Annotated in this window: 19 protein-coding genes and 1 riboswitch; of the genes, 7 read left to right on the top strand and 12 right to left on the bottom strand. The window is 70.4% G+C overall.

The window, feature by feature from the left end:
- Window positions 1–12: 12 nt before the first annotated feature.
- The 3 genes from nrdF to folP are packed head-to-tail and all read left to right on the top strand — an operon-like array spanning window position 13 to window position 3,210.
- Window positions 13–1,035, top strand: a complete 1,023-nt coding sequence (nrdF, locus tag OG453_RS41185) for a class 1b ribonucleoside-diphosphate reductase subunit beta (protein WP_266873846.1) — start codon at window positions 13–15, stop codon at window positions 1,033–1,035.
- 4 nt (window positions 1,036–1,039) lie between these two features.
- A complete protein-coding gene (gene thiI / locus OG453_RS41180; RefSeq protein WP_266873844.1) occupies window positions 1,040–2,314 on the top strand; it encodes a tRNA uracil 4-sulfurtransferase ThiI in 1,275 nt (424 codons plus the stop codon).
- Window positions 2,311–3,210 (top strand): dihydropteroate synthase, encoded by a 900-nt coding sequence (gene folP / locus OG453_RS41175; protein WP_266873843.1) that lies wholly within the window; start codon window positions 2,311–2,313, stop codon window positions 3,208–3,210. Before thiI ends, folP begins: the two co-directional genes overlap by 4 nt.
- Window positions 3,211–3,219: 9 nt before the next feature.
- Here the strand turns inward: folP and OG453_RS41170 are convergent, their stop codons facing one another.
- Genes OG453_RS41170 through OG453_RS41160 form a run of 3 tightly spaced genes read right to left on the bottom strand, consistent with a single transcriptional unit; the run spans window position 3,220 to window position 6,874 of the window.
- Window positions 3,220–4,356: a bifunctional 2-methylcitrate synthase/citrate synthase gene (locus OG453_RS41170; RefSeq protein ID WP_266873841.1), complete on the bottom strand. Its 1,137-nt coding sequence runs from the start codon at window positions 4,354–4,356 to the stop codon at window positions 3,220–3,222.
- 59 nt (window positions 4,357–4,415) lie between these two features.
- Window positions 4,416–5,321: a methylisocitrate lyase gene (gene prpB, locus OG453_RS41165; protein ID WP_266873906.1), complete on the bottom strand. Its 906-nt coding sequence runs from the start codon at window positions 5,319–5,321 to the stop codon at window positions 4,416–4,418.
- Between the two features lie 29 nt (window positions 5,322–5,350).
- Window positions 5,351–6,874, bottom strand: a complete 1,524-nt coding sequence (locus OG453_RS41160; RefSeq protein WP_266873840.1) for an MmgE/PrpD family protein — start codon at window positions 6,872–6,874, stop codon at window positions 5,351–5,353.
- 315 nt (window positions 6,875–7,189) lie between these two features.
- Between OG453_RS41160 and OG453_RS41155 the strand changes: the two genes are divergently transcribed.
- A complete protein-coding gene (locus OG453_RS41155) occupies window positions 7,190–8,635 on the top strand; it encodes a short-chain fatty acyl-CoA regulator family protein (RefSeq protein WP_266873838.1) in 1,446 nt (481 codons plus the stop codon).
- Between the two features lie 47 nt (window positions 8,636–8,682).
- On the opposite strand, the gene OG453_RS41150 is transcribed toward OG453_RS41155, so the two are convergent.
- The 5 genes from OG453_RS41150 to OG453_RS41130 are packed head-to-tail and all read right to left on the bottom strand — an operon-like array spanning window position 8,683 to window position 14,167.
- The gene (locus tag OG453_RS41150; protein WP_266873836.1) at window positions 8,683–9,489 is read right to left on the bottom strand and encodes an enoyl-CoA hydratase; all 807 of its coding nucleotides are present in this window, start codon (window positions 9,487–9,489) and stop codon (window positions 8,683–8,685) included.
- 2 nt (window positions 9,490–9,491) lie between these two features.
- Window positions 9,492–10,391, bottom strand: a complete 900-nt coding sequence (gene mmsB / locus OG453_RS41145; protein ID WP_323178741.1) for a 3-hydroxyisobutyrate dehydrogenase — start codon at window positions 10,389–10,391, stop codon at window positions 9,492–9,494.
- The gene (locus tag OG453_RS41140; RefSeq protein WP_266873832.1) at window positions 10,385–11,488 is read right to left on the bottom strand and encodes an enoyl-CoA hydratase/isomerase family protein; all 1,104 of its coding nucleotides are present in this window, start codon (window positions 11,486–11,488) and stop codon (window positions 10,385–10,387) included. The genes mmsB and OG453_RS41140 overlap by 7 nt, the downstream gene beginning before the upstream one ends.
- Window positions 11,485–12,633: an acyl-CoA dehydrogenase family protein gene (locus OG453_RS41135; RefSeq protein WP_266873830.1), complete on the bottom strand. Its 1,149-nt coding sequence runs from the start codon at window positions 12,631–12,633 to the stop codon at window positions 11,485–11,487. Before OG453_RS41135 ends, OG453_RS41140 begins: the two co-directional genes overlap by 4 nt.
- Window positions 12,634–12,643: 10 nt before the next feature.
- Window positions 12,644–14,167: a CoA-acylating methylmalonate-semialdehyde dehydrogenase gene (locus OG453_RS41130; protein WP_266873829.1), complete on the bottom strand. Its 1,524-nt coding sequence runs from the start codon at window positions 14,165–14,167 to the stop codon at window positions 12,644–12,646.
- A gap of 227 nt (window positions 14,168–14,394) precedes the next feature.
- A riboswitch (cobalamin riboswitch) is annotated at window positions 14,395–14,582 on the bottom strand.
- Window positions 14,583–14,798: 216 nt separating this feature from the next.
- Between OG453_RS41130 and OG453_RS41125 the strand changes: the two genes are divergently transcribed.
- Window positions 14,799–15,785, top strand: coding sequence for a teichoic acid biosynthesis protein C (locus tag OG453_RS41125; RefSeq protein ID WP_266873828.1), 987 nt, complete (start codon window positions 14,799–14,801; stop codon window positions 15,783–15,785).
- A 101-nt stretch (window positions 15,786–15,886) separates the two neighbouring features.
- On the opposite strand, the gene OG453_RS41120 is transcribed toward OG453_RS41125, so the two are convergent.
- Window positions 15,887–16,555, bottom strand: a complete 669-nt coding sequence (locus OG453_RS41120) for a TetR/AcrR family transcriptional regulator (RefSeq protein ID WP_266873827.1) — start codon at window positions 16,553–16,555, stop codon at window positions 15,887–15,889.
- Between the two features lie 185 nt (window positions 16,556–16,740).
- On the opposite strand from OG453_RS41120, the gene OG453_RS41115 reads away from it, so the two are divergent.
- A complete protein-coding gene (locus OG453_RS41115) occupies window positions 16,741–18,261 on the top strand; it encodes a serine hydrolase (RefSeq protein WP_266873826.1) in 1,521 nt (506 codons plus the stop codon).
- A 57-nt stretch (window positions 18,262–18,318) separates the two neighbouring features.
- Here OG453_RS41115 and OG453_RS41110 read toward each other — a convergent pair whose 3' ends face one another.
- The 3 genes from OG453_RS41110 to OG453_RS41100 all read right to left on the bottom strand — a co-directional run bounded on the left by OG453_RS41110 (window position 18,319) and on the right by OG453_RS41100 (window position 21,303).
- The gene (locus OG453_RS41110) at window positions 18,319–20,418 is read right to left on the bottom strand and encodes an MMPL family transporter (RefSeq protein WP_266873825.1); all 2,100 of its coding nucleotides are present in this window, start codon (window positions 20,416–20,418) and stop codon (window positions 18,319–18,321) included.
- A gap of 196 nt (window positions 20,419–20,614) precedes the next feature.
- Window positions 20,615–20,926 (bottom strand): hypothetical protein, encoded by a 312-nt coding sequence (locus tag OG453_RS41105; protein WP_266873824.1) that lies wholly within the window; start codon window positions 20,924–20,926, stop codon window positions 20,615–20,617.
- On the bottom strand, window positions 20,923–21,303 hold the full coding sequence (locus OG453_RS41100; RefSeq protein WP_266873823.1) for a winged helix-turn-helix domain-containing protein: 381 nt from the start codon (window positions 21,301–21,303) through the stop codon (window positions 20,923–20,925). The genes OG453_RS41105 and OG453_RS41100 overlap by 4 nt, the downstream gene beginning before the upstream one ends.
- Window positions 21,304–21,417: 114 nt before the next feature.
- On the opposite strand from OG453_RS41100, the gene OG453_RS41095 reads away from it, so the two are divergent.
- On the top strand, window positions 21,418–21,735 hold the full coding sequence (locus OG453_RS41095; protein ID WP_266873822.1) for a hypothetical protein: 318 nt from the start codon (window positions 21,418–21,420) through the stop codon (window positions 21,733–21,735).
- The last annotated feature ends 4 nt before the right edge of the window (window positions 21,736–21,739 follow it).

The following is a 21,739-nucleotide window of genomic DNA, read 5'->3' as shown; positions in this document are numbered from 1 at the left end:
GAAGCGCACACCATGACCACCACCCCCGCCCCGCTGACCGACCTGTCGGTCACGCCCCCGTCCTACCGCCACGACCCCGCCGCCCGGCTGCGGCCGGTCAACTGGAACCGCGTCACCGACGAGAAGGACCTGGAGGTGTGGAACCGGCTCACCAGCAACTTCTGGCTGCCCGAGAAGGTCCCGCTCTCCAACGACGTGGGCGCCTGGCAGCAGCGGCTCACCGCCGACGAACGCACCCTGACCATGCGGGTGTTCACCGGTCTGACCATGCTCGACACCGTGCAGGCGACGGTCGGCGAGATCGTGCAGATCCAGGACGCGCGCACCGAGCACGAGGAGGCGGTCTACACCAACATCGCCTTCATGCAGGCCGTGCACGCGCGCAGCTATTCGTCGGTCTTCTCGACGCTCTCCAACACGCCGGAGATCGACGACGCGTACCGCTGGGCCGTGGACAACGACGTACTGCAGCAACGCTGCAAGACGGTCCTGCGGCACTACTACGGCGACGACCCGCTCAAGCGGAAGGTCGCCTCCACGCTGCTGTCCTCTCTGCTGCTGTACGCGGGCTTCTACCTGCCGCTGCACTTCTCGACGCACGCCCTGCTCACCAACACCGCCGACATGATCCGCCTGATCCTGCGCGACAAGGCGGTCCACGGCTACTACTCCGGCTACAAGTACCAGCGCGGCCTGGAGCAGCGGTCGGCGGCCGAGCAGGAGGCGATGCGGGACTTCACGTACGCCCTCCTGGAGGAGCTGTACCAGCTGGAGCTCCAGTATTCGGGCGAGCTTTACGAGCCGCTCGGGCTGATGGACGACGTGGCCGTCTTCGTCCGCTACAACGCCAACAAGGCGCTGATGAACCTCGGTTACCCGGCCCGCTTCGGCGCGCACGAGACCGAGGTCAACCCGGAGATCCTCGCGGCGCTGTCGCCGGGCGCGGACGAGAACCACGACTTCTTCTCCGGCTCCGGTTCCTCCTACGTCATGGGCAAGGCGGAAGAAACCGACGACGAGGACTGGGACTTCTGATCCGATGTCCGGCCAACCCATGGTGCCCGCTCCGCGGAGCCAGGCGTCGTACGGTCCGTGCGTACTGCTCAAGCACGGCGAGATCTTCCTCAAGGGGCGCAACCGCCATCGCTTCACCGAGCGGCTGCACGACAACCTCCGCGTCGCCCTGCGCGGCATCGGCGGCTCCACCTGGATCAAGACCGCCCAGAACGTGACCGTCCTGGGCGGCCAGGTCCCGCGCGACGCCCTGGTGGAGCGGGCTCGGCGGGTCGTCGGCTTCAACAGCGTCGAGCCGGCCGTCCGCGTCCCCAGCACACTCGACGACGTGACCCGGGCGGGCGTCGAAGCTCTCCGAGATCTGGCCGCGCTCGGGCCCGTACGCAGTTTCGCCGTACGGGCCCGGCGCAGGGACAAGCAGTTCCCGCTGAAGTCGTCCGAGGTGGCGGCGTACGTGGGTGCCCGGGTGAAGGAGGCGTTGCCGCACCTGCCCGTGGAACTGAAACGGCCCGAAGTCCTGCTGTCGATCGAGATCGACCGCAAGGAGACCTATCTGTCCTGGACCCGCCTGCCGGGCCTGACGGGGCTGCCCGTCGGCTCCAGCGGGCGGGCCCTGGTCCTCCTGTCCGGTGGCTACGATTCCCCGGTTGCCGGTCTTCGGGCCATGCGCCGGGGCCTCGCCTGCGACTTCGTGCACTTCAGCGGAGCCCCGTACACAAATCCGTCGTCCGTGTACAAGGCGTACGCTCTGGCCCGCGAGCTCAACCGCCATCAGCCGCCGGGCCGGCTGCACGTGATCGCGCTCGGCAAGGCCCAGAAGCAGCTCGCCGTCGCGGGTGCGGGACGCCTTCAGGTCGTGGCGCAGCGTCGGCTCATGATCCGCACGGCCTCGGCACTGGCCGCCCGCACCGGGGCCGAAGCGCTCGTCACCGGCGACAGCCTCGGTCAGGTCGCCAGCCAGACCCTGGCGAACATGGCGGCGGTGGACGAAGCGGCGACGCTGCCGGTGCTGCGCCCGCTCCTCGGCTGGGACAAGCAGGAGATCATCGACGAGGCACGCGCCATCGGTACGGCGGACATCTCGGTGCTGCCGGACGAGGACTGCTGCCAGTTGCTCGCCCCGCCGCGTGTCACTACGAGGGCGGGGCTGCCCCAACTGCGGGCCGTCGAGAAGCGGATCGACCTGGACGAGGTGGTCGGGGTGCTCCTCGACCACGTTCAAGTGATGCTGCCCGGCGCGGACGAGGAGCCGGCGGCGCACGCGGCAGGTGTGTGCAGTCCCGTCGAGGTCTCCTCATGAGCACGGACCGCCAACGCCTGCCCGGCCTCCCCGACTGGGGGCGCTGCGCGGTCATGGGGATCCTCAACGTCACCCCGGACTCGTTCTCCGACGGCGGGCTCTGGCTGGATCCCGGCCGCGCGGTCGCTCGCGGGCTGAAGATGGTCGCCGAGGGCGCGGACTTGGTGGACGTGGGAGGCGAGTCGACGCGTCCGGGCGCCGTGCGCATCACCTGCGAGGAGGAACTGCGGCGGGTCCTTCCCGTGGTGCGGGGCTTGGTGGAGGGCGGCGCGCTGGTGAGCGTGGACACGATGCGGGCGGACGTGGCTCGGGCCGCGGTGGACGCGGGTGCCTGCCTCATCAACGACGTCAGCGGCGGCCGCGCGGACCCGGCGATGGCTCGGGCCGCTGCCCGCACCGGAGTTCCGTTCGTCGTGATGCACTGGCGCGGCTTCTCGGACGGCATGGATGAGTTGGCCGTCTACGAGGACGTCGCGGGCGAGGTGGTGAAGGAGATCGAGCGCCAGATCGACGTGGTCGTCTCGGCAGGAGTCGATCCCGCCCAAGTGATCGTCGACCCCGGGTTGGGATTCGCCAAGACCCGTGAGCACGACTGGGCCGTGCTGGCGGAGGTGGACGCGTTCGCGCACCTGGGCCGGCCCGTCCTGATCGCCGCGTCCCGCAAGCGATTCCTCGGCACGCTGCTCGCCGATCCGGACTCTGGTTCTCTCCGGCCGGCGAAGGAGCGTGACGCGGCCACCGCCGCCGTCTCGGCACTGGCCGCAGCGCAGGGCGCCTGGGCGGTGCGGGTGCACAGGGTTCCCGACACGGTTGACGCGGTCCGGGTCGAAGCGGCAATGAGGTGTGCACGGAACGCGTCCCGTTCCTCGCATGAACAATACGGTGACGACGGTTGAGGCCGACGGCTACAGAGTCGACGGCACGGGCCGCTGGGCGGGCCCGTCATAGGAGGCCAAGGGGCGGATCAGCGCGTTGTGGGCGAGCTGTTCGGTGATGTGCGCGGTCCAGCCGGTGATCCGGCTCATCACGAAGATCGGGGTGAAGGCCGGGATGTCGAAACCCATCAAGTGGTAGGCGAGTCCGGCCGGATAGTCCAGGTTGGGGTGGATGTCCTTGGCGGAGAGCATGGCGTGCCGCAATGCCGTGTGCAGGGTCGCCATGCGGGTCGTTTCCGGGTCGGCGGCGCGGGTGACCAGGCGGTCGAGGGCCTCCTGCATGATCGGGACGCGGGAGTCGCCGTGCTTGTACGCGCGGTGGCCGAACCCCATGATCTTCCGCTTGGCGGCCAGTGCCTCCTGCAGCCACTGCTCGGCGCGTCGAGGGTCGTCGATCTCGTTCAGCATGTGCATCACGGCCTCGTTGGCGCCGCCGTGCAGCGGTCCCTTCAGCGCACCGATCGCCGCGGTGACCGCGCTGTAGAGATCGGAGAGCGTGGACGTGACGACCCTGGCCGTGAACGTCGAGGCGTTGAAGCTGTGTTCGGCGTACAGCGTGAGGGAGATCTCGAAGCAGCGGACCACCTCGGGAGCGGGCACACTGCCGAAGCACATGTGGAAGAAGTTCTCGGCATGGCCGAGGCCGGGGTCCGGCGCGATCGGGGCGAGGCCCCGGCGGCGGCGCTGATCGGCGGCGACGACCGTGGGCAGTTTCGCCAGCAGGGTCAGGGACTTGGCACGGTTCGCGGCAGGGCTGTCGTCGTCCTCCGTCGGGTCCTCGGCGCCGAAGAAGCTCACGGCCGTGCGCAGGACGTCCATGGGGTGGCACGTCTCGGGAAGGCGGGCCAGGAGTTCGGACGTGGTGCGGTCCAGCGGGCGGAGCGCGCGTTCGCGGGCCCGGAACTCGGCGAGCTGGACCGCATCGGGGAGTTCGCCGTGCCACAGCAGGTAGGCGACCTCCTCGAAGGAGCGGTGGGCTGCCAGGTCCTGGACCGGATAGCCGCGGTAGGTGAGGGAGTTGGTCTCCTGGATGACCGTGGAGATCTCGGTGGTGTCGACGACGACACCGGCGAGGCCGCGGTGGATCGCGGGTGCGGTGGTGGACATGGGTGTGCCTCCGGTGCGTCAGGTAGGTGAGTCGGCGCGGTACGTCTGCGCCGGGTACGTCAGGTGCCGGGCGGGAGCGTGAAGTCGAAGACGGCCGAGTCGAAGGTCGCGTACTGCTCGTAGCCGAGAAGTTCGTACAGGCGCGATCGGGTCTGCATGTGGGGCAGGAGGGATTCCTGGGTGCCACCTGCGGCGATCGTCCGCAGCCCGTCCTCGACGGCGCCCATCGCGATGCGCAGCAGCGTGACCGGGTAGAGGGCGATGTTGAAGCCGAGGTTCTCCAGCGTGCGCGTGTTGAGCAGAGGGGTCTTGCCGAACTCGGTCAGGTTCGCGAGCAGGGGTACGTCCACGGCCTTGCGGAACGCCTCGAACTCGGCCTCACCGGTGAGTGCTTCGGGGAAGATCGCGTCGGCGCCCGCGTCCACGTACGCCTTCGCACGGTCGATCGCCGCGTCCAGGCCCTCGACGGACCGGGCGTCGGTGCGGGCCATCAGCAGGAAGTCCGGATCGCGACGGGCGTCCACGGCGGCCCGGATCCGGCGGACCATCTCCGCCCGGGGCGCGACGCTCTTGCCGTCGAGGTGGCCGCACCGTTTCGGATTGACCTGGTCCTCCAGGTGCAGTCCCGCGAGTCCCGCGTCCTCCATCAACTGCACGGTACGGGCCGCGTTCATCGGCTCGCCGAAGCCGGTGTCGGCGTCGATGAGGACGGGCAGGTCGGTGACGCGGGTGTGCTGCTGGGCGCGGGCGGCGATCTCGGTGGAGGTGGTGAGGCCGATGTCGGGCAGGCCGAGGTCGGCGGCGAGCACCGCGCCCGAGAGGTAGGCGGCGTCGAAGCCGGTGTCCTGGATGAGGCGGGCGGAGAGCGGGTTGATGGCGCCGGGCATGGACAGCAGGCGGCCGGAGGCGAGTTGGGCGCGGAAGGCGCGGCGGCGCCCGGCCGCAGTGGTACGGGTGTGCAGCAGGCGGGTGTCAGGTACCTGGGGCTGTGGCATCAGAACAGGCCCTTCGGCAGGCGCGCGTCGTGTGCGGCGACAGCATCCGTGTCGACGGCCGGGAACAGCCCGTCGAGGTCGGGCGAGCCCAGCTCGGCGAGGTGCTCGGCGGCGGCCAGGAAACGGTCCTGGGCGTCGGGCGTGACGACGCCTTCGGCCAGCGTGCGGAACTTGCGCGCGTAGGCCGGCCGGCCGAAGGGGCGGGCACCGGCCGGGTGGGCGTCGGCGAGGGCGAGCTCGTCCTCGATCACCGAACCGTCCTCCAGGGTGATCACGGCACGCCCGCCGAAGGCACGGCGTTCCGGGTCGGGGTCGTGATAGCGACGGGTCCACCGCGGGTCCTCGACGGTGGTGATCTTCCGCCACAGTTCGACGGTCTCCGGGCGCCGGGCACGCTCGGGTGCGTAGGAGCGCTCGTGGTGCCAGGTGCCGTCCTCCAGGGCGACCGTGAAGATGTACGGCACCGAATGGTCGAGGGTCTCGCGGCTGGCCGTGGGGTCGTACTTCTGCGGATCGTTCGCACCGGAGCCGATCACGTGATGGGTGTGGTGGCTGGTGTGCAGGACCACCGAACGCACCCGCTCCAGAGGGCCGGTCTTCTCCCGCAGCCGTCGCGCGAGGTCGATGATCGCCTGCGCCTGGTACTCGGCGGAGTGCTCCTTGGTGTACGTGTCGAGGATCGCGCGCCTTGCTTCGCCGGGCTCGGGGAGCAGCACGGTGTAGTCGGAATCGGGGCCGTCCAGCATCCAGGCCAGGAAGCCGTCCTCGCCTTCGTAGATCGGCGACGGGGCGGTCTCGCCGCGCATCGCCCGGTCGACGGCCTCGATGGCGGCCTTGCCGGCGAAGGCGGGCGCGTACGCCTTCCAGCTGGAGATCTCGCCCTTGCGGGACTGCCGCGTCGCGGTCGTGGTGTGCACCGCCTGCTGGACCGCCTGGTACACCGTCTCGGTGGGCAGCCGCAGCAGCGCGCCGAGTCCGCCGGCGGTGGCGGCGCTGAGGTGGGCGACGTGATCGATGCGGTGCTCGTGCAGACAGATGCCCTTGACCAGGGCGACATGGATCTCGTACGCGGTGATGATTGCGCGCAGCAGGTCGGCGCCGGTGCGGCCGGTGTGCTGGGCCACGGCGAGCAGCGGCGGGATGTTGTCGCCCGGGTGGGAGTAGTCGGCGGCCAAGTAGGTGTCGTGGAAGTCGAGTTCGCGTACCGCGGTGCCGTTGGCCCACGCCGCCCACTCCGGTGAGACGCGGGCGCGGCTGCCGAAGACCGAGGCGCCCGCCGTGCAGGCGCCCGCCGTGCCGCCGCGATGGGCGGTTGCCTGGGCGCGGGCCACGGCCACCGGGCGGCGCTGGAGCGAGGCGATGGCGACCGAGGCGTTGTCGATGACCCGGTTGACGGCCATCGCGACGCTCTCGGCGTCCAGCTCCTCGGTGGCGGTGGCCACGGAGGCGAGTTTCCAGGCGAGCTGGTCCTCGCGCGGGAGGCGGTCGGCGCTGGGGTGGACGCGGACGTGGTGCTCGATCACGGGACTCCTCGGTGGCGGGCGGCTTTTGACGGTTCCGGCGTCGGCGGGCCGGGCGGGTTCGGGCCGGTGTGGCACATCTGCCGGTTCGAGCCGTGTGGCACTCCTGGCGCGTTCCGGCCGTCGTGGTGGTCCGGCGGTTCCTACGTGTCTGAGCCTGCCCGCGCGCCGGCCTTCGGACCACCGCTCAAACCTGCGGAATCCGTACATCTCCAGGCTGTGGATCTGCGAATGTTGCGGATTGTGCGGATGCTATGTTCGCAACCTCGGCCGCGGTCGGACACCGTCGCCCGGCGGCCCTCGACGAGGAGGTGCGCCATGGCCCGGCGACTTGCCGACCGCAAGGTCTACGCCCACGCGAAACTGCGCCGGCTACGTCGCGAACACGGCATGAACCAGGTCGACATGGCGCACGCCCTCGGTATCTCCACCAGCTACGCCAACCAGATCGAGCAGAACCAGCGCCCGCTGACCGCCCCGGTACTGCTGCGGATCGCCGAAGTCTTCGGGGTCGACGCGGAGTTCTTCTCCGAGGCGGCCGAGGACCGGCTCGCGGCCGACCTGCGGGCCGCGCTCGCCGACGAGGCGTGCGGAGTCCCGCTTCCCGCGGGCGAGGAGATCACCGAGGCCGCCCGAGACCACCCCGAAGTGGCCCGCGCCCTGGTCGCCCTGCACCGCCGCTACCGCGACGCCGCCGAGCAGACCGCCGCCCTCGCCGCGCCGGCCACGGGCAGTGGCGCCCTGCTGCCGCCGGGGGAGCCGCACGACGAGGTGCGGGACTTCTTCTACGCCCACCACAACCACTTCGAACCGTTGGACACCGAGGCCGAACGGACGGCGGACGCCCTGGGCCTGCGGCCGGGCCGCTCCGCCGACCGGCTCATGGCGCGGCTCGCCGAACGGCACGGCGTCCGCGTGGTCCAGGCCGCACCCGGGCGCTCCGCCGACGCCCGCCGCTACGACCCCGATGCCGGGCTGCTGTTCCTCTCGCCCTGGCTGAGCGACGGTCAGCGCGCCTTCCAGCTCGCGACCCAGCTCGCCCTCCTCGAGCACGACCCGCTCCTGAGCCAACTCGCCGACAGCGCAACGGAATTGACCTCACCGGAGTCACGTGCACTGGCCCGGATCGGCCTGGCCAACTACTTAGCGGGCGCCCTCCTCATGCCGTACACCGCCTTCCACGCGGCGGCCGAGGAAGTGCGCTACGACATCGAGCTGCTGTCCGCCCGATTCGGCGTCGGCTTCGAGACGGTCTGCCACCGCCTGAGCACCCTGCAGCGCACCGGCCGGCGCGGCGTGCCGTTCTCGTTCCTGCGGGTGGACAGGGCGGGCAACATCTCCAAGCGGCAGTCCGCGACGGACTTCCACTTCTCCCGGCTCGGCGGCACGTGCCCGCTGTGGACGGTGTACGAGGCGTTCTCGGCGCCCGGCCGGATACTGACCCAGGTCGCCGAAATGCCGGACGGCAAGCGCTACTTCTGGATCGCGCGGACCATCACCCGCGGCGGCTTCGGCCACCACGCGCCGCGCGCCGAGTTCGCCGTAGCGCTCGGCTGCGAACTGCGCCACGCAGGTCGGCTCGTCTACGCCGAAGGAGTCGCCCTGGACGACCCGCGGGCCGCCACCCCGATCGGCCTGGGCTGCCGGATCTGCGAACGCCGCGACTGCGCTCAGCGGGCCCGGCCCCCGGCCGGCGGCCGGCTGGCCATCGATCCGGACCGACGGAGCTACGTGCCGTATCCGGTCGAGACCCGCGGGCTGTGAGGGGGCCTGTTTCCCGCCCCCTCACGACTCGTCCGGGCCCGTGTCGATCAGCGGTGCCGGAACTCCGGCGGCCGCTTGTCCACGAACGCGCCCATGCCCTCCTTCTGGTCCGCGGTCGCGAACACCGCGTGGAACAACCGGCGTTCGAAGCGGACACCTTCGGTGAGCGTCGTCTCGAAGGCCCGCCCGACCGCCTCCTTGGCCATCATCGCGACGGGCAGCGACATCCCCGCCACGGTCTCGGCGACCGCGAGTGCCTCGCCGAGCAGCTCGTCGGCGGGCACCACTCGGGAGACGAGCCCCGCCCGCTCGGCTTCGACCGCGTCCATGGTGCGCCCGGTCAGGCACAGTTCCATGGCCTTCGCCTTGCCCACCGCGCGGGTCAGCCGCTGGGAGCCGCCGATGCCGGGGATCACGCCGAGTTTGATCTCTGGCTGCCCGAACACGGCGGTGTCGGAGGCGAGCAGGATGTCGCAGAGCATGGCGAGTTCACAGCCGCCGCCCAGGGCGTAGCCGGAGACGGCGGCGATGGTGGGCGTACGCAGCTGTCCGAGCCGGTCCCACGCCGAGAACCAGTCGGCGAGGTACATGTCCATGTACCCCTGCGGCTGCATCTCCTTGATGTCGGCCCCGGCCGCGAACGCCTTCGCCGAGCCGGTGATCACGACACAGCCGCAGTCCGGGTCCCGGTCGAGGGCCTCGGTGGCGGCCACGACCTCCTCCATGACCTGGAGGTTGAGCGCGTTCAGTGCCTTCGGGCGGTTGAGTGTGAGGAGCGCGGTGCGGCCCTTGCGCTCGACGAGGATCGTCTCGTACTCGGCCTGAGCTCGCGTGGTCGTGCTCGTGGCTTCCATGGTCACTTCTGCTCCCCGCTCTGATCCCTGATGGTTCGTACGATGCCGGAGAAGTCCTCCGTGGCACCGGCGCGCTCGGCGTAAGAGGCGTACAACTCGGCTGCCCGCAAGCCGAGTTCCGCGTGTACGCCACCTGACCGGACGGCATTGGCGGCCAGCCCCAGATCCTTGGCCATGAGCGAGGCGGCGAAGCCCGGCCGGTAGTCCCTGTTGGCGGGACTCGCCGGAACCGGCCCCGGCACCGGGCAGTTGACGCTCAACGCCCAGCACTGCCCGGACGCCGTCGAGGCCACGTCGTACAAAGCCTGGTGGGACAACCCGAGGCTCTCGCCGAGGACGAACGCCTCACTGACGGCGATCATCGAGATCCCGAGGATCATGTTGTTGCAGATCTTCGCGGCCTGCCCCGCGCCGGCGCCCCCGCAGTGGACGGCCTTCTTGCCCATGGCTTCAAGCAGGGGACGTGCCTCGGCGAACTCCTCCTCCGACCCGCCCGCCATGAAGGTGAGGGTGCCGGCCTCGGCACCCACGACCCCGCCGGAGACCGGGGCATCCAGGGCCCGCATGCCGGCTGCCACGGCCCGTTCATGGGCGGCACGGGCGTCCGCGACGTCGATGGTCGAGCAGTCGACGAACAGCGCTCCCGGGCGCGCGGAGCCGAGGACACCCTCGTACAGGTCGAGGACATGGCGGCCGGTGGGCAGCATGCTGATCACCACCTCGGCGTCCGTGACCCCTTCGGCCGCGGACGCTACGGCTTCGACACCCGCCGCGGAGGCCGCCTCAAGGGCGGCGGGCGCGGGGTCGTAGCCGCGGACGCGGTGGCCGGCCTTGACCAGGTTGGCGGCCATCGGGCCACCCATGTGCCCGAGTCCGAGGAACGCCACGGTCTGGCTCACCAGGCCACCTCCGAGGTGGTGTCGGGGCCGGCGAGGCCCAGTTCGCGCTCGCCGAGCGGGGCGAAGAAGCCCTCGACGTCGGCGTCGGTGACCTCGGCGAGCGTGGAAGGGGACCAGCGAGGAGCCCGGTCCTTGTCGATGACCTGCGCGCGGACGCCCTCCACGAGGTCCGGAGCGGTCAGTGCCCGGCAGGACACTCGGTACTCCTGGTCGAGTACGTGCTCCAGCGGACCGAGGCGCCGCGCTCGACGCAACGACGCCAGCGTGACCTTGAGGGCGGTGGGCGATTTGGTGAGGAGGGTCTCGGCGGCGTCCTTGGCCGCCGGGTCGCCGTGGTCGAGGAGACGGTCGACGATCTCCTCGACGGAGTCGGCGGCGTAGCAGACATCGATCCACTCCCGCTGTGCGGCCAGCTCCCCTGGTGGGGGCTCCTGTACGTTTCGGGCCAGCACCTCTCGTACGGGCAGCGTGGACAGGTCATCGACCGTCCGGGCCAGCGACTGCGACGGTACGAAATGGTCGGCGAGCCCGCACAACAGGGCGTCCTCGGCGCCCACTTGAGCTCCGGAGAGCGCAAGGTGCGTGCCGAGTTCGCCCGGGGAGAGCGCCAGCAGATACGTGCCGCCGACGTCCGGGACGAACCCGATCCCCGTCTCCGGCATCGCGATCCGGGAGCGTTCGGTGACGATCCGGACGCTGCCGTGCGCGGACACGCCGACGCCGCCGCCCATCACGATGCCGTCCATCAGGGCCACGTACGGCTTGGGGTAGCGGGCGATCCGGGCGTTGAGCCGGTACTCGTCGCGCCAGAACGCCGCCGACGCGGTGCCGTCCCCGTCGCGTGCGTCCTGGTGGATCGCGCGGATGTCGCCGCCCGCGCACAGGCCCCGTTCGCCCGCGCCGGTCAGCACGACCGTCTCGACCGCCGGGTCGCGCTCCCAGGCGGCGAGGGCCTCGGTGATGCGGAGCGCCATCGGGTGGGTGAGGGCGTTGAGTGCCTTGGGGCGGTTGAGCGTGATGACGCCGACCCGTCCCGCGCGGTGCAGCAGCACGGTCTCCTCGGCCTGCTCGCGCTGTCCTGATCGCTCTGCGCCGGTCATGCGAACGCCTCCGTCATGCCGCGGGCCACGATGACGCGCATGATCTCGTTGGTCCCTTCCAGGATTTGATGGACTCGCAGGTCACGGACGATCTTCTCGATGCCGTATTCGCTCAAGTAGCCGTAGCCGCCGTGAAGTTGGAGTGCGCGGTCGGCGACGGAGTAGCCGGTGTCGGTGGCGAACCGCTTGGCCATCGCGCACAGGTAGGGCGCGCCGGGATCCTTCCGGTCCAGAGCCTGGGCGGCTTCTCCGACCAGGGCCCGGGCGGCGGCGAGCTCGGTGGCCATGTCCGCGAGGCGGAACCGAAGCGCCTGTGAGTCGAGGAGGCGCTGCCCGAACGCTTCCCGGTCGGCGAGATGGGCCAGGGCGCGGTCGAGGGCGCTGCGGGCGCCGCCGAGCGAGCAGGCGGCGATCCCGAGGCGGCCGCCGTTGAGGCCGCTCATCGCGATGCGGAAGCCCTGCCCCTCCTGGCCGAGCAGCCGGTCGGCGGGCAGGCGTACCCCGTCCAGGACGACCTGGCGGGTGGGCTGGGCGTTCCAGCCCATCTTGCGTTCGTTGGCGCCGAAGGACAGGCCGGGGTCGTCCTTGTCGACGACGAAGGCGGACACCCCGTCCGGTCCGTCGACGCCGGTGCGGGCCATCACGACGTACAACTGGGCTGCGCCCGCACCGGAGATGAACTGTTTGACGCCGCTGAGCACCCAGTCGTCGCCGTCGCGGACGGCCCGGCTGGTCAGGGCGGCCGCGTCCGACCCGGCGCCCGGTTCGGTCAGGCAGTAGCTGGCCAGGTCCTCCATGGCGCACAAGCGCGGCAGCCACCGTTCGCGCTGGGCGTCGTCGCCATACGCGTCGATCATCCAGGCGACCATGTTGTGGATGGAGAGGTACCCCGCGATGGACGGGCAGCCCGACGCCAGGGTCTCGAAGACGAGGACGCCGTCGGAGCGGGTGAGTCCCGAGCCGCCCGACTCCTCCCGCACGTACACGCCGCCGAGCCCGAGCCCGGCCGCCTTGCGCAGCACGTCGACGGGGAAGTGCTTGTCGCGGTCCCAGTCCAGGGCGTGCGGGGCGAGGTGGTCCTGGGTGAAGTCCAGGCTGGCCTCGACGAGGGCCTGCTGGTCCTCGGTGAGCGAGGTGTTGGTCATGGCCCGCTCCTCAGCTCATCGTGGGGATGGTGAAGCTGGCGCCCTCGCGCAGGCCCGCCGGCCAGCGTGAAGTGACCGTCTTCGTACGGGTGTAGAAGCGGATCGCGTCCGGGCCGTGCTGGTTCAGATCCCCGAATCCGGAGCGCTTCCAGCCACCGAACGTGTGGTAGGCGACCGGCACCGGGATGGGCACGTTGACGCCGACCATCCCGGTGTTCACGCGCCGGGTGAAGTCGCGGGCGGTGTCGCCGTCCCGGGTGAAGATCGCCACGCCGTTGCCGAAGGTGTGCTCGCTGGGCAGGCGCAGGGCTTCCTCGTAGTCCGCTGCTCGTACGACGGTCAGGACGGGGCCGAAGATCTCCTCCTGGTAGATGCGCATGGCCGGGGTGACCCGGTCGAAGAGCGAGGCTCCGGCGAAGAACCCGCCCTCGTGGCCGGGCAGGGTGAAGTCCCGGCCGTCCACGACGAGTTCGGCGCCCTCCTGAACCCCGAGGTCGACGTAGGACCGCACCCGCTCCAGCGCGTCCGGGCCGACCAGCGGGCCGAAGTCGGCCTCAGGGTCGTCGCTGCGGCCGATCCTCAGCTGCGCGATGCGCTCGCGCAGCCGTGCCACCAGGGCATCGGCGGTGCTCTCGCCAACTGGAACAGCCACCGAGATCGCCATGCAGCGCTCGCCCGCGGAGCCGTAGCCCGCGCCGATGAGGGCGTCCACGGCCTGGTCGAGGTCGGCGTCCGGCATCACGATCATGTGGTTCTTGGCGCCGCCGAAGCACTGGGCCCGCTTGCCGTGCGCGGCCGCGGTGGCGTAGATGTGCGCGGCGATCGGAGTGGAGCCGACGAATCCCAGCGCCTCGACGCGCGGGTCCTCGAGCAGGGTGTCGACGGCGTCCTTGCCGCCGTTGACGACGTTCAGTACGCCCGGCGGCAGACCCGCTTCGAGGAAGAGCTCGGCGAGGCGCAGTGGCACCGACGGGTCGCGCTCGGAGGGCTTGAGGATGAAGGCGTTCCCGCAGGCGAGGGCCGGGGCGGCCTTCCACAGCGGGATCATCGCCGGGAAGTTGAAGGGGGTGATGCCCGCGACGACGCCGAGGGGAGCCCGGAGCGAGTGGACGTCGATGCCCGTGCCCGCGTTGTCCGTGAACTCGCCCTTGAGCAGGTGCGGGATGCCGGCGGCGAACTCCACCACTTCCAGGCCGCGCTGGATGTCTCCGTGCGCGTCGGCGACGGTCTTGCCGTGCTCGCTGGACAGAAGCCGGGCCAGGGATTCCCGCTCCTGGTCGGCGAGTTGGAGGAAGCGAAGCAGCACCCGGGCGCGGCGCTGCGGATTCCAGGCGCCCCATTCGAGCTGGGCCCGGGCGGCGTCGTCGATCACTGCCTCGGTCTCGGCCCGGCTCGCGAGCGGAACGTGGGCCTGGACGCGGCCGGTGTTGGGGTCGTAGACGTCGCCGTAGAACCCCGAAGTTCCCGAGGTGTGCTTGCCTCCGACGAAGTGGGTCAATTCGCGTACGGTGGTGCGGTCTTGCTCGCGGACCATGGATGCCTGCTCTCGATGGGAGGGATCGATCCGGGATGGCACACAGCTCCGCCGCGTGGACGCGGTGACGTCAGCGCGGGGCTGCGCGAGATCGCGTGGGTTGGACAGCCGTCAGCGCACGAGGCGTGCGAGCGGGGACTGCGCGGCGGGAGCCGGGAGTCGCCGGACGGGTCCGTCGAGAGCGTGGAAGCGCGTCGATGCCATGCGTGTCTGCTCCATCCTCGTGGAAACACGGAACATCCCGCGGCCGGTATCCTGACTCCCGGATCACCGCACGCCGCCCGCCTTCCCGACGACTTGCTCGTCAGTGGCGTACTGCTCGACGACGTACTCCCCGGTCACAGTGGCGGGACCGTGCCGGAATCACACCGGCTTCCCTGCACCGCGGGCCTTGGCCTCGAATATATAGTTGGACGTCCTAGTAAATCTAGTGCGCAAGATGACCGGTGCGCCGACGTGCTCCCGGCACAGCGAATGGCTGAACTTCACGGCACCGCCGCGCGCCCGTTCTCCACGCAGGTGTACGGGCGTTAAAAGTACTGAAATGCGACTTCGACAAGTTACCGATTCATCGACAGCGCCCGGCCTCACGTCGCCAAGCCGCAGAACGGTGCTCGGTCTCAGCGGTGTGGTGCTTGCGACAGCAGCGCTCGGCGTCCCAAAGGCCGTTGCCGCCGGCCGGGACAGCGCCCCGGACGTTACGGGCGATCGCTTCGACCTGGCCGACACCGGCGCCCGCCTGATCCACGAGAAGACGCTGCATCACGAGACGGTGATGCAGTCCTTCGCCTTCGACGAGCTCCACGGGCACATCTACGCGCTCCAGGTGATCCCCAGCGGGGTCCAGCTCGCGGGCGAATCGCGCACCTACAGCCATACTGAGCGGCACGATGCCGGTGACCTTTGTCTGAACCGGCTGTCGATGCGCGGCGAGGTGCTGGGCCGGATGTACCTCAAGGGCTTCGGCCACGGCACCGCGATCAGCGTGGACAGCTCCCGCAGCAGCTGGGGCGGAGCCGTCACGCTGTGGGTCGAGTGCGACGCCAACCCGGTCTCCGGGTTCGGGCGCGCGATCGGCCGCTTCCCGTACGCCGAGAACACCGTGCTGCACAGCGCTGACCGCCGTGTGACCGTCTACCGCCCGCACCCCGGCTCGACCGCCAACTGCGCCGCCCTTGACCTGAACAACCGCCGTCTGCTGCTGCGCCACGGGCTCCCCGGGCGCCGTCGCTACGCGCTCTACAACCTGGACGCCTTCACTGCCGGGGTCTTCTGGCCGCTGATCGACTTCGCTCAGCCGGGCATGGACCTCGGCCTGCCCTTTCAGGGCATGACACTGGACGGCGACTACGCGTACCAGTTGATGGGCGCCGGCCGCGACGCCAACAGCTCCTCAGAGCCGGACAACACGGTGCTGCTGCACTGCATCGACCTGAGCACGGGGGCGGTGGTGCAGGAGTACAAGTCCCAGGCCGGCCGCCAGCTCACGCACCGCGAGCCCGAAGGCCTTGCCGTGCTGCACGGGCCCGAGGCGGGGGAACCGCAGCTGTGCATGGGCTTCGCCTCGGGCCCGGAAGGCGGACGAAAGTTCTCCCTCTACGGCCTGCCCGTCCTGTAGCCATGTCGCGGGCGGCCGCCGCATCGGGCTGTGCTGCGCGGGTGCTGACCGCTTGTCGTTGCCGTCCATACGAAAGGTGGCCGGAGCGTTTGTGCGCCGACTTATGACGGCCCGCCCGCCCGGCCGGGTCGTACTCCCGGCTCCTTCCCTCGCAGCAGGCACTCGCCGGTGAACACGCCGGCCAAGTGGTCGCCGAGAGCGGCGAGTGCGGCGTCGGGGTGCAGCCCGCTGGGGTCGGCGCACAGATGCGCGGTGAGCCCGTCGGTGTACGCGGCGATGCGGGCCGCCTCGGTGGCGGCGTCGGTCGAGGGGGGTACTTCGCCGCACTCCTTGGCGTTGGTGACGGCTGTGGCGATCAGTGAGCGCAGCCGACGGAGCGCGCCCGCCTTGACCTCGGCCAGGTCCGGGTCGTCGACGGCCCGGCCGGTGAAGGCGAGGGCGACCCGGCACTCCTGGCGGCGCTGTTCGTCCAGCGGCATGGTCTCGGCGAGTCCGTCGAGGAGGGTGTGCTCGATGCGTGTGCCGGCCTTCTCGGACCGGACGACGAGTTCCGCAAGCCTGTGCTCGACCGTCTCGAGGACGTGGCGGTACGTGAACAGCAGCATCTCGTCCTTGGTGCGGAAGTAGTGCTGGACGAGCCCGACCGAGATCCCGGCTGCGGCAGCCGTCTTGGCGACCGTCGCCGCCTTCAGTCCTTCGGTGGCGATGAGCCTGCCCGCGGCGGCGGCGACCTGCTGGCGGCGTTCTTCGTGATCGGCGACGCGTGGCATGGCGTAACCGTACCGCCGTATTGCCAATAATAACCGTACGGCCATACTGTTATGGCTCTCGGGGCGTCCGCCCTGCGTGACGGCGAGGGGTGGAGCAAGCGATGCGCGGTGTGCGGGCGATGGGATTCCGCAGGCCAGGCTCGGCATGGTTACGGGGGATCGGTGTGGTGTGCCTGATGCTCCTGATGGCGCTTACGCCACTGACCGCCTCTGCGGTGGATCCTGCGGGGGAGCGGGAGTTGACGGCGAAGGCGGACTCCTTCGTGCGAGGGCAGATGAAGCGGGCCGGTGCGCCCGGTCTCGCGTACTCGGTCATCCGTGGAGACGACGTCGTGCACCGCCGCACATGGGGGCGCGACGGCCGTGGCGAGCCGGTCACTTCCCGCACCCCGTTCCTGGTCGGCTCCCTGGCCAAGCCGGTCACCGCGCTGGCCGTGATGCGGCAGGTCGAGGCGGGCGAGGTCGAGTTGGATGCGCCCGTGCGGCGCCATCTGCCGTGGTTCCGTCCCAAGGGTGAGGGTGAGAAGCCCGTCACCGTGCGGCAGTTGCTCAACCAGTCGAGCGGTCTGTCGGAGCGGGACGGCATCACGCGCGCGGACCGTTTCGACAACGAGCCGGGCGGCGTCCGGCGCCTCGCCCGTGAGCTGGCCGGCGTCACCTTGTCTGCCCCGCCCGGCGAGCGGCACGAGTACAGCAACGCCAACTACATGCTGCTCGGCGCCCTCTTGGAGGAGGTCACAGGGCGGCCGTTCGGTGAGCAGCTGCGCAAGGACGTCCTGGGGCCCCTGGGTATGAAGGGGGCCATCACGGACTCCGGGGGAGCCGAACGGCGGGGACTGCCACCCGGGTACCGGTTCTTCTTCGGTCAACCCCGGTCGTTCGCATCGGACTTCGACACATCAGGTGTGCCGTACGGCTATCTCGGCGCGAGCCCCGAGGACATGAGCGCCTTCGCCGCCGCCCAGCTCAAGGGCGCGCGCGGTGACGCGGGCGGCCTGTTGACCCCGGAAGGGTTCCGGGAGATGCACAAGGGGACCATCTCCGTCCATGATCGCCACCGCTACGGTCTGGGCTGGCGGGACGACGAGCTGGAGGACCCGAGCGCGCGCATGGTCTGGCATTCGGGTGCCACACCCGGCTACCACGGCATCGTGGTCCTCGTCCCGGAGCGGAACCTCGCGGTTGTCGTCCAGCACAACGCCTTCGCGAAGAACAAGGAAAACCTGCTCAACAACACCGCCTTCGGTGCGGCGGGCATCCTGCTCGGCGGTGAGCCCCGACAGGTCGACGAGGACGGGTGGTTGACCTGGGCACTCGTCGTACTCGGTGCCGTCACCGTCGCTCTTGCGGCCGTCGTCGGGTGGTCGGGGTTCCGGGTGGTGCGTCCGCGTGTACGTTCCCGCGGTGGACAGCGGCGCGCCCCGGGCCGCGCGATGGTGGGCGGTGTCGCAGCGGTCACCGGCTGCCTGCCGGCCGCAGGCGTCGCCTGCTTCGTCCTGCCCGAGCAGATGGGCGTGACCCTGCGCGAAGTGCTGCTGTTCGCGCCCGACATGGGCCGGCTGCTTGTCGCGGTGGCCGGGCTCGGGGTGCTCCTGGCGGTGCTTCGGATCGTCGTCACCGTCCGCACCGTGCTGGCCCTGCGGCGGGCGGGCCGGCCGGTCCCCGAGCCCGAGAGGGGGCTGGTGGCCGCGCCGACGGCCCGGTGAACGGGCGGCCCCGGTGCGATGCCCGTCGCACCGGGGCGTGCCAAGTGGGCGTACCGATCAGGCGTGTTCGACCTCCCGTTCTGCCTCACGCGGCGAGGATTCCCGCTGCCCCGGCGCGTGGAAGAGCTTGCCCGGCCACCAGAACCGGCGGCCCAGGTCCAAGGCAAGGGCGGGGACCAAAACCGTACGTACGAGGAAAGTGTCCAGGAGGACGCCGATGCCGACGATCACGCCCATCTGCGCCATGGTCACCAGCGGCAGCCCGGCGAAGACCGCGAACGTCGCGGCGAGCACGACGCCCGCCGAGGTGATGACGCCACCGGTGCTGGTCAGGCCCTCCAGTACGCCGCGGCCGTGACCGAGTCGCGCGACCTCCTCCTTGACGCGGTGCATCAGGAAGATGTTGTAGTCGATGCCGAGCGCGACCAGGAAGACGAAGCCCATCAGCGGGATCGACCAGTCGACGCCGGCGAACCCGAGGATGCTCTCGAAGAGCAGGTTCGAGGCGCCGAGAGCGGCGAAGAAGGACAGGACCACGGTCGCCAGGAGCAGCAGGGGAGCGACCAGGGCGCGCAGCAGCCAGATCAGGACGCCGAGGACGACGAGCAGGACGATCGGGATGACCGTGCGCAGATCGCGGTCGGCGGCCCGCTGGGTGTCGAGGGTCTCCGCCGTGGTGCCGCCGACGAGGGCGTCCGCGCCGTCGACCGCGTGCACGGCGTCCCGGAGCGCGTCGACGGTGTCCTTGGCCTGTCGGCTGTCCGGGGCGTCCTTCAACACCACGGAAAGGGTGGTGAGTTCGCCGTCGCGGGTGCGGTCGCCGTCCTCGACGCGCGCGACGCCGGCGACCTCGGCCGCGGCGGACTTGACCTCCGCCGCCTTTCCGGTGGCCGTGACGATCTCCGCGGGGTCGGAGGCGCCCGACGGGTAGTGGGCGGAGATCTTCTCCTGGGCGACGACCGACTCGGGCTTGTCCTGGAACATCTCGGACTGGGTGAGGCCCATGTTGATGCCGAAGGCGCTCAGCGCCAGGACACCGGTGACGGCGACGGACATCATCCACGACCAGCGCGGGCGCCGTGCGACCGCGGCTCCGACGCGCGACCAGACCGTCTGCTCCTTGCGCGCCGGTGTGCCGTTCCTCGGCACGAACGGCCAGAAGACCCAGCGGCCCGCGATGACGAGCAGTGCGGGAAGCACGGTGATCATCGCGAGGAAGGCGCAGACGACCCCCACCGCACCGACGAGCCCGAGCGAGCGCGAGGAGTTGATGTCGGCGAAGGCCAGGCAGGCCAGGCCGACCGCGATGGTGCCCGCCGACGCGAGGATCGCAGGGCCCGAGCGGTGCAGCGCGATCCGCATCGCCGTGTGCCGGTCCTCCCGGCGGTGGAGCTCCTCGCGGTAGCGGGCGATGAGCAGCAGGGCGTAGTCCGTGCCGACGCCGAAGACGAGCACCATCAGGATGCCCGCGCTCTGCGGGTCGACCGGGAGTCCGGCGTACTTGGCGAGGACGTAGGTGCCGACCTGGGTGAGCACCGCCGCGAACGCGACGGAAAGCAGCGGGAACAGCCACAGGATCGGACTGCGGTACGTGATGAGCAGCAGGACGGCGACGACGATCCCGGTGGCGATCATCAGGGTCGAGTCGAGGCTGTCGAAGACCGCGACCGAGTCGGTGAGCGAGCCCGCCGGGCCGCCGACCTCCACGTCCACGCCGGGTGGCGCGTTGGCGTCGGCGATCTCGCGGAGCTCGTCGATCTTGTCCGTGATCTCGTCCTCGGTGTCCAGCGGGACGACGGTGAGCAGTGCCTCGCCGTCGTCGGACGGAACGGGTCGCGAGACCTCTTCGCCCTTCGCTGCGAGCTTCTGGAAAGCGGCCGTGTCCGTGGCCGCGGACTTCTCCCGCGCACCGTCGCCCGTGTAGACGACGACAGCCGGCATGACCGGGTCCGTACGGAGCTTCTCCAGCTCCGTGTTGACCTGTGCGGACTCGGCGCCGCGCGGCAGGAAGGCATTGGCGCTGGAGTCCTCGACGTCACCGAGCTTTCCGGCCAGCGGGCCGAGGGCCACGGCAAGGATCAGCCAGGCGGCGAGGACAAGCCATTTGGAGCGACGCCCTGCGGGTGCACCGGCGACGCGCTGGAACAGCGGACGCATGAGTGGTCTCCTTGTGTGTGGTGATCGCGCCGCCGGTCTCGGCGACCGGCACGAGGCGCACGGGGCCCGCACCACGGCGCAGAGGTTGTGAGGACCTGCCGTGGCGTACGGGATGTGTGTGTCAGGGATGCGTTGTTCGCCCTTGGTGCGGCCGGGAGTTGGCGCTCCCGGCCGTACCGACAGCACTCGGGGAGTGCTATTCGATCTCGCGCATCATCTTCTCCACCGAGGCGAGGGACTGCCGGGTCTGGGCCAGCTCCTCGCGGGTGATCCGCATCTCCTCGGTCGAACGCCGGTGCAGCTCGACGTTGTCCTCAAGCAGCTGTGCGTACTTCAGGGCCAGCGTCTTGTACTGCTCTTCGCGTGAGGCCAGCATCCGGGCCCGCCAGGTGGCGGCGATCTGCCAGACGATGACGATCAGCAGGAGGAAGACTCCGGCCGCGCCGACGGCGCCGACCCAGTCGCCGACATACCCGTCGGCGGCGAGTGTCACCAGTTCTCCGTTCACTTCGCTTCCTCTTTCGTGGGTTCCGCAGGTGTGCGTGCGGTGGTCTCTTCGGGGCGGGTGTCGGTGAGGGTCCGGGTCGCCCGCGCCACCAGCTGTGGCGTCAACTCGTAGAGAAAGGGCGCCACTTCGAAGTACTTCATGGTCTTGCCGTCCTCACTCGTCTCCAGCGAGCCGACGATCAGGCCCGCACCCTCGAGGAGTTTCAGGTGCATGTGCAGCAGCGGGCGGCCCATGCCGATCTCGCGGGCCAGCGCGCTGACGTAGTTGCGGCGCTCGGTGAGCGCCGCAACGATCCGCATGCGGTGCGGATTGCTCAGCGCGCTGAGCGCCTTCAGCAGCTCGTCACCCGTCGGCTCCCGAGCCGGCTTCTCGGCCATCGCTGCCTCTCTCCTCCATGCCTGTCAAGAAAAGCTGACATCGGTCCAGGGTGCCTGTCAAAGATTCCTGACACATCTCAGGGGTATCTGGGGGGAAACTCAGGGTCGGATCGGGTGCATCCCCGACCTCGGCCACCGCTGGTGGCCGCGGCGGTGGGGATGTTCACCGGTCCGGACGCGGCGGTCAACGACCCCGGATACCGGCAGGCGGACCGGCCGCCAATAGCGATCCATCCGGCCACCCAGTCCGCAGCCATACCGTTGTTCCTCGGTGCCCTTGGAGCGGCCGGCAGTTGGGAGCTTCTCGCCGTACTTCCGCGACGGTCACCCGAAGGGCTCGACGCCCGGGCCGAGTTCATCGGATACGCGCGGTCGCAGGAGGTCTGTCTGGAAGAGCGCCATACGGGGCGCCCCGAGGCCTTCGTCCTCTGATCAA

The organism is Streptomyces sp. NBC_01381 (assembly GCF_026340305.1).
Lineage (GTDB): Bacteria > Actinomycetota > Actinomycetes > Streptomycetales > Streptomycetaceae > Streptomyces.
This window is presented reverse-complemented; position numbering and strand designations above follow the sequence as displayed.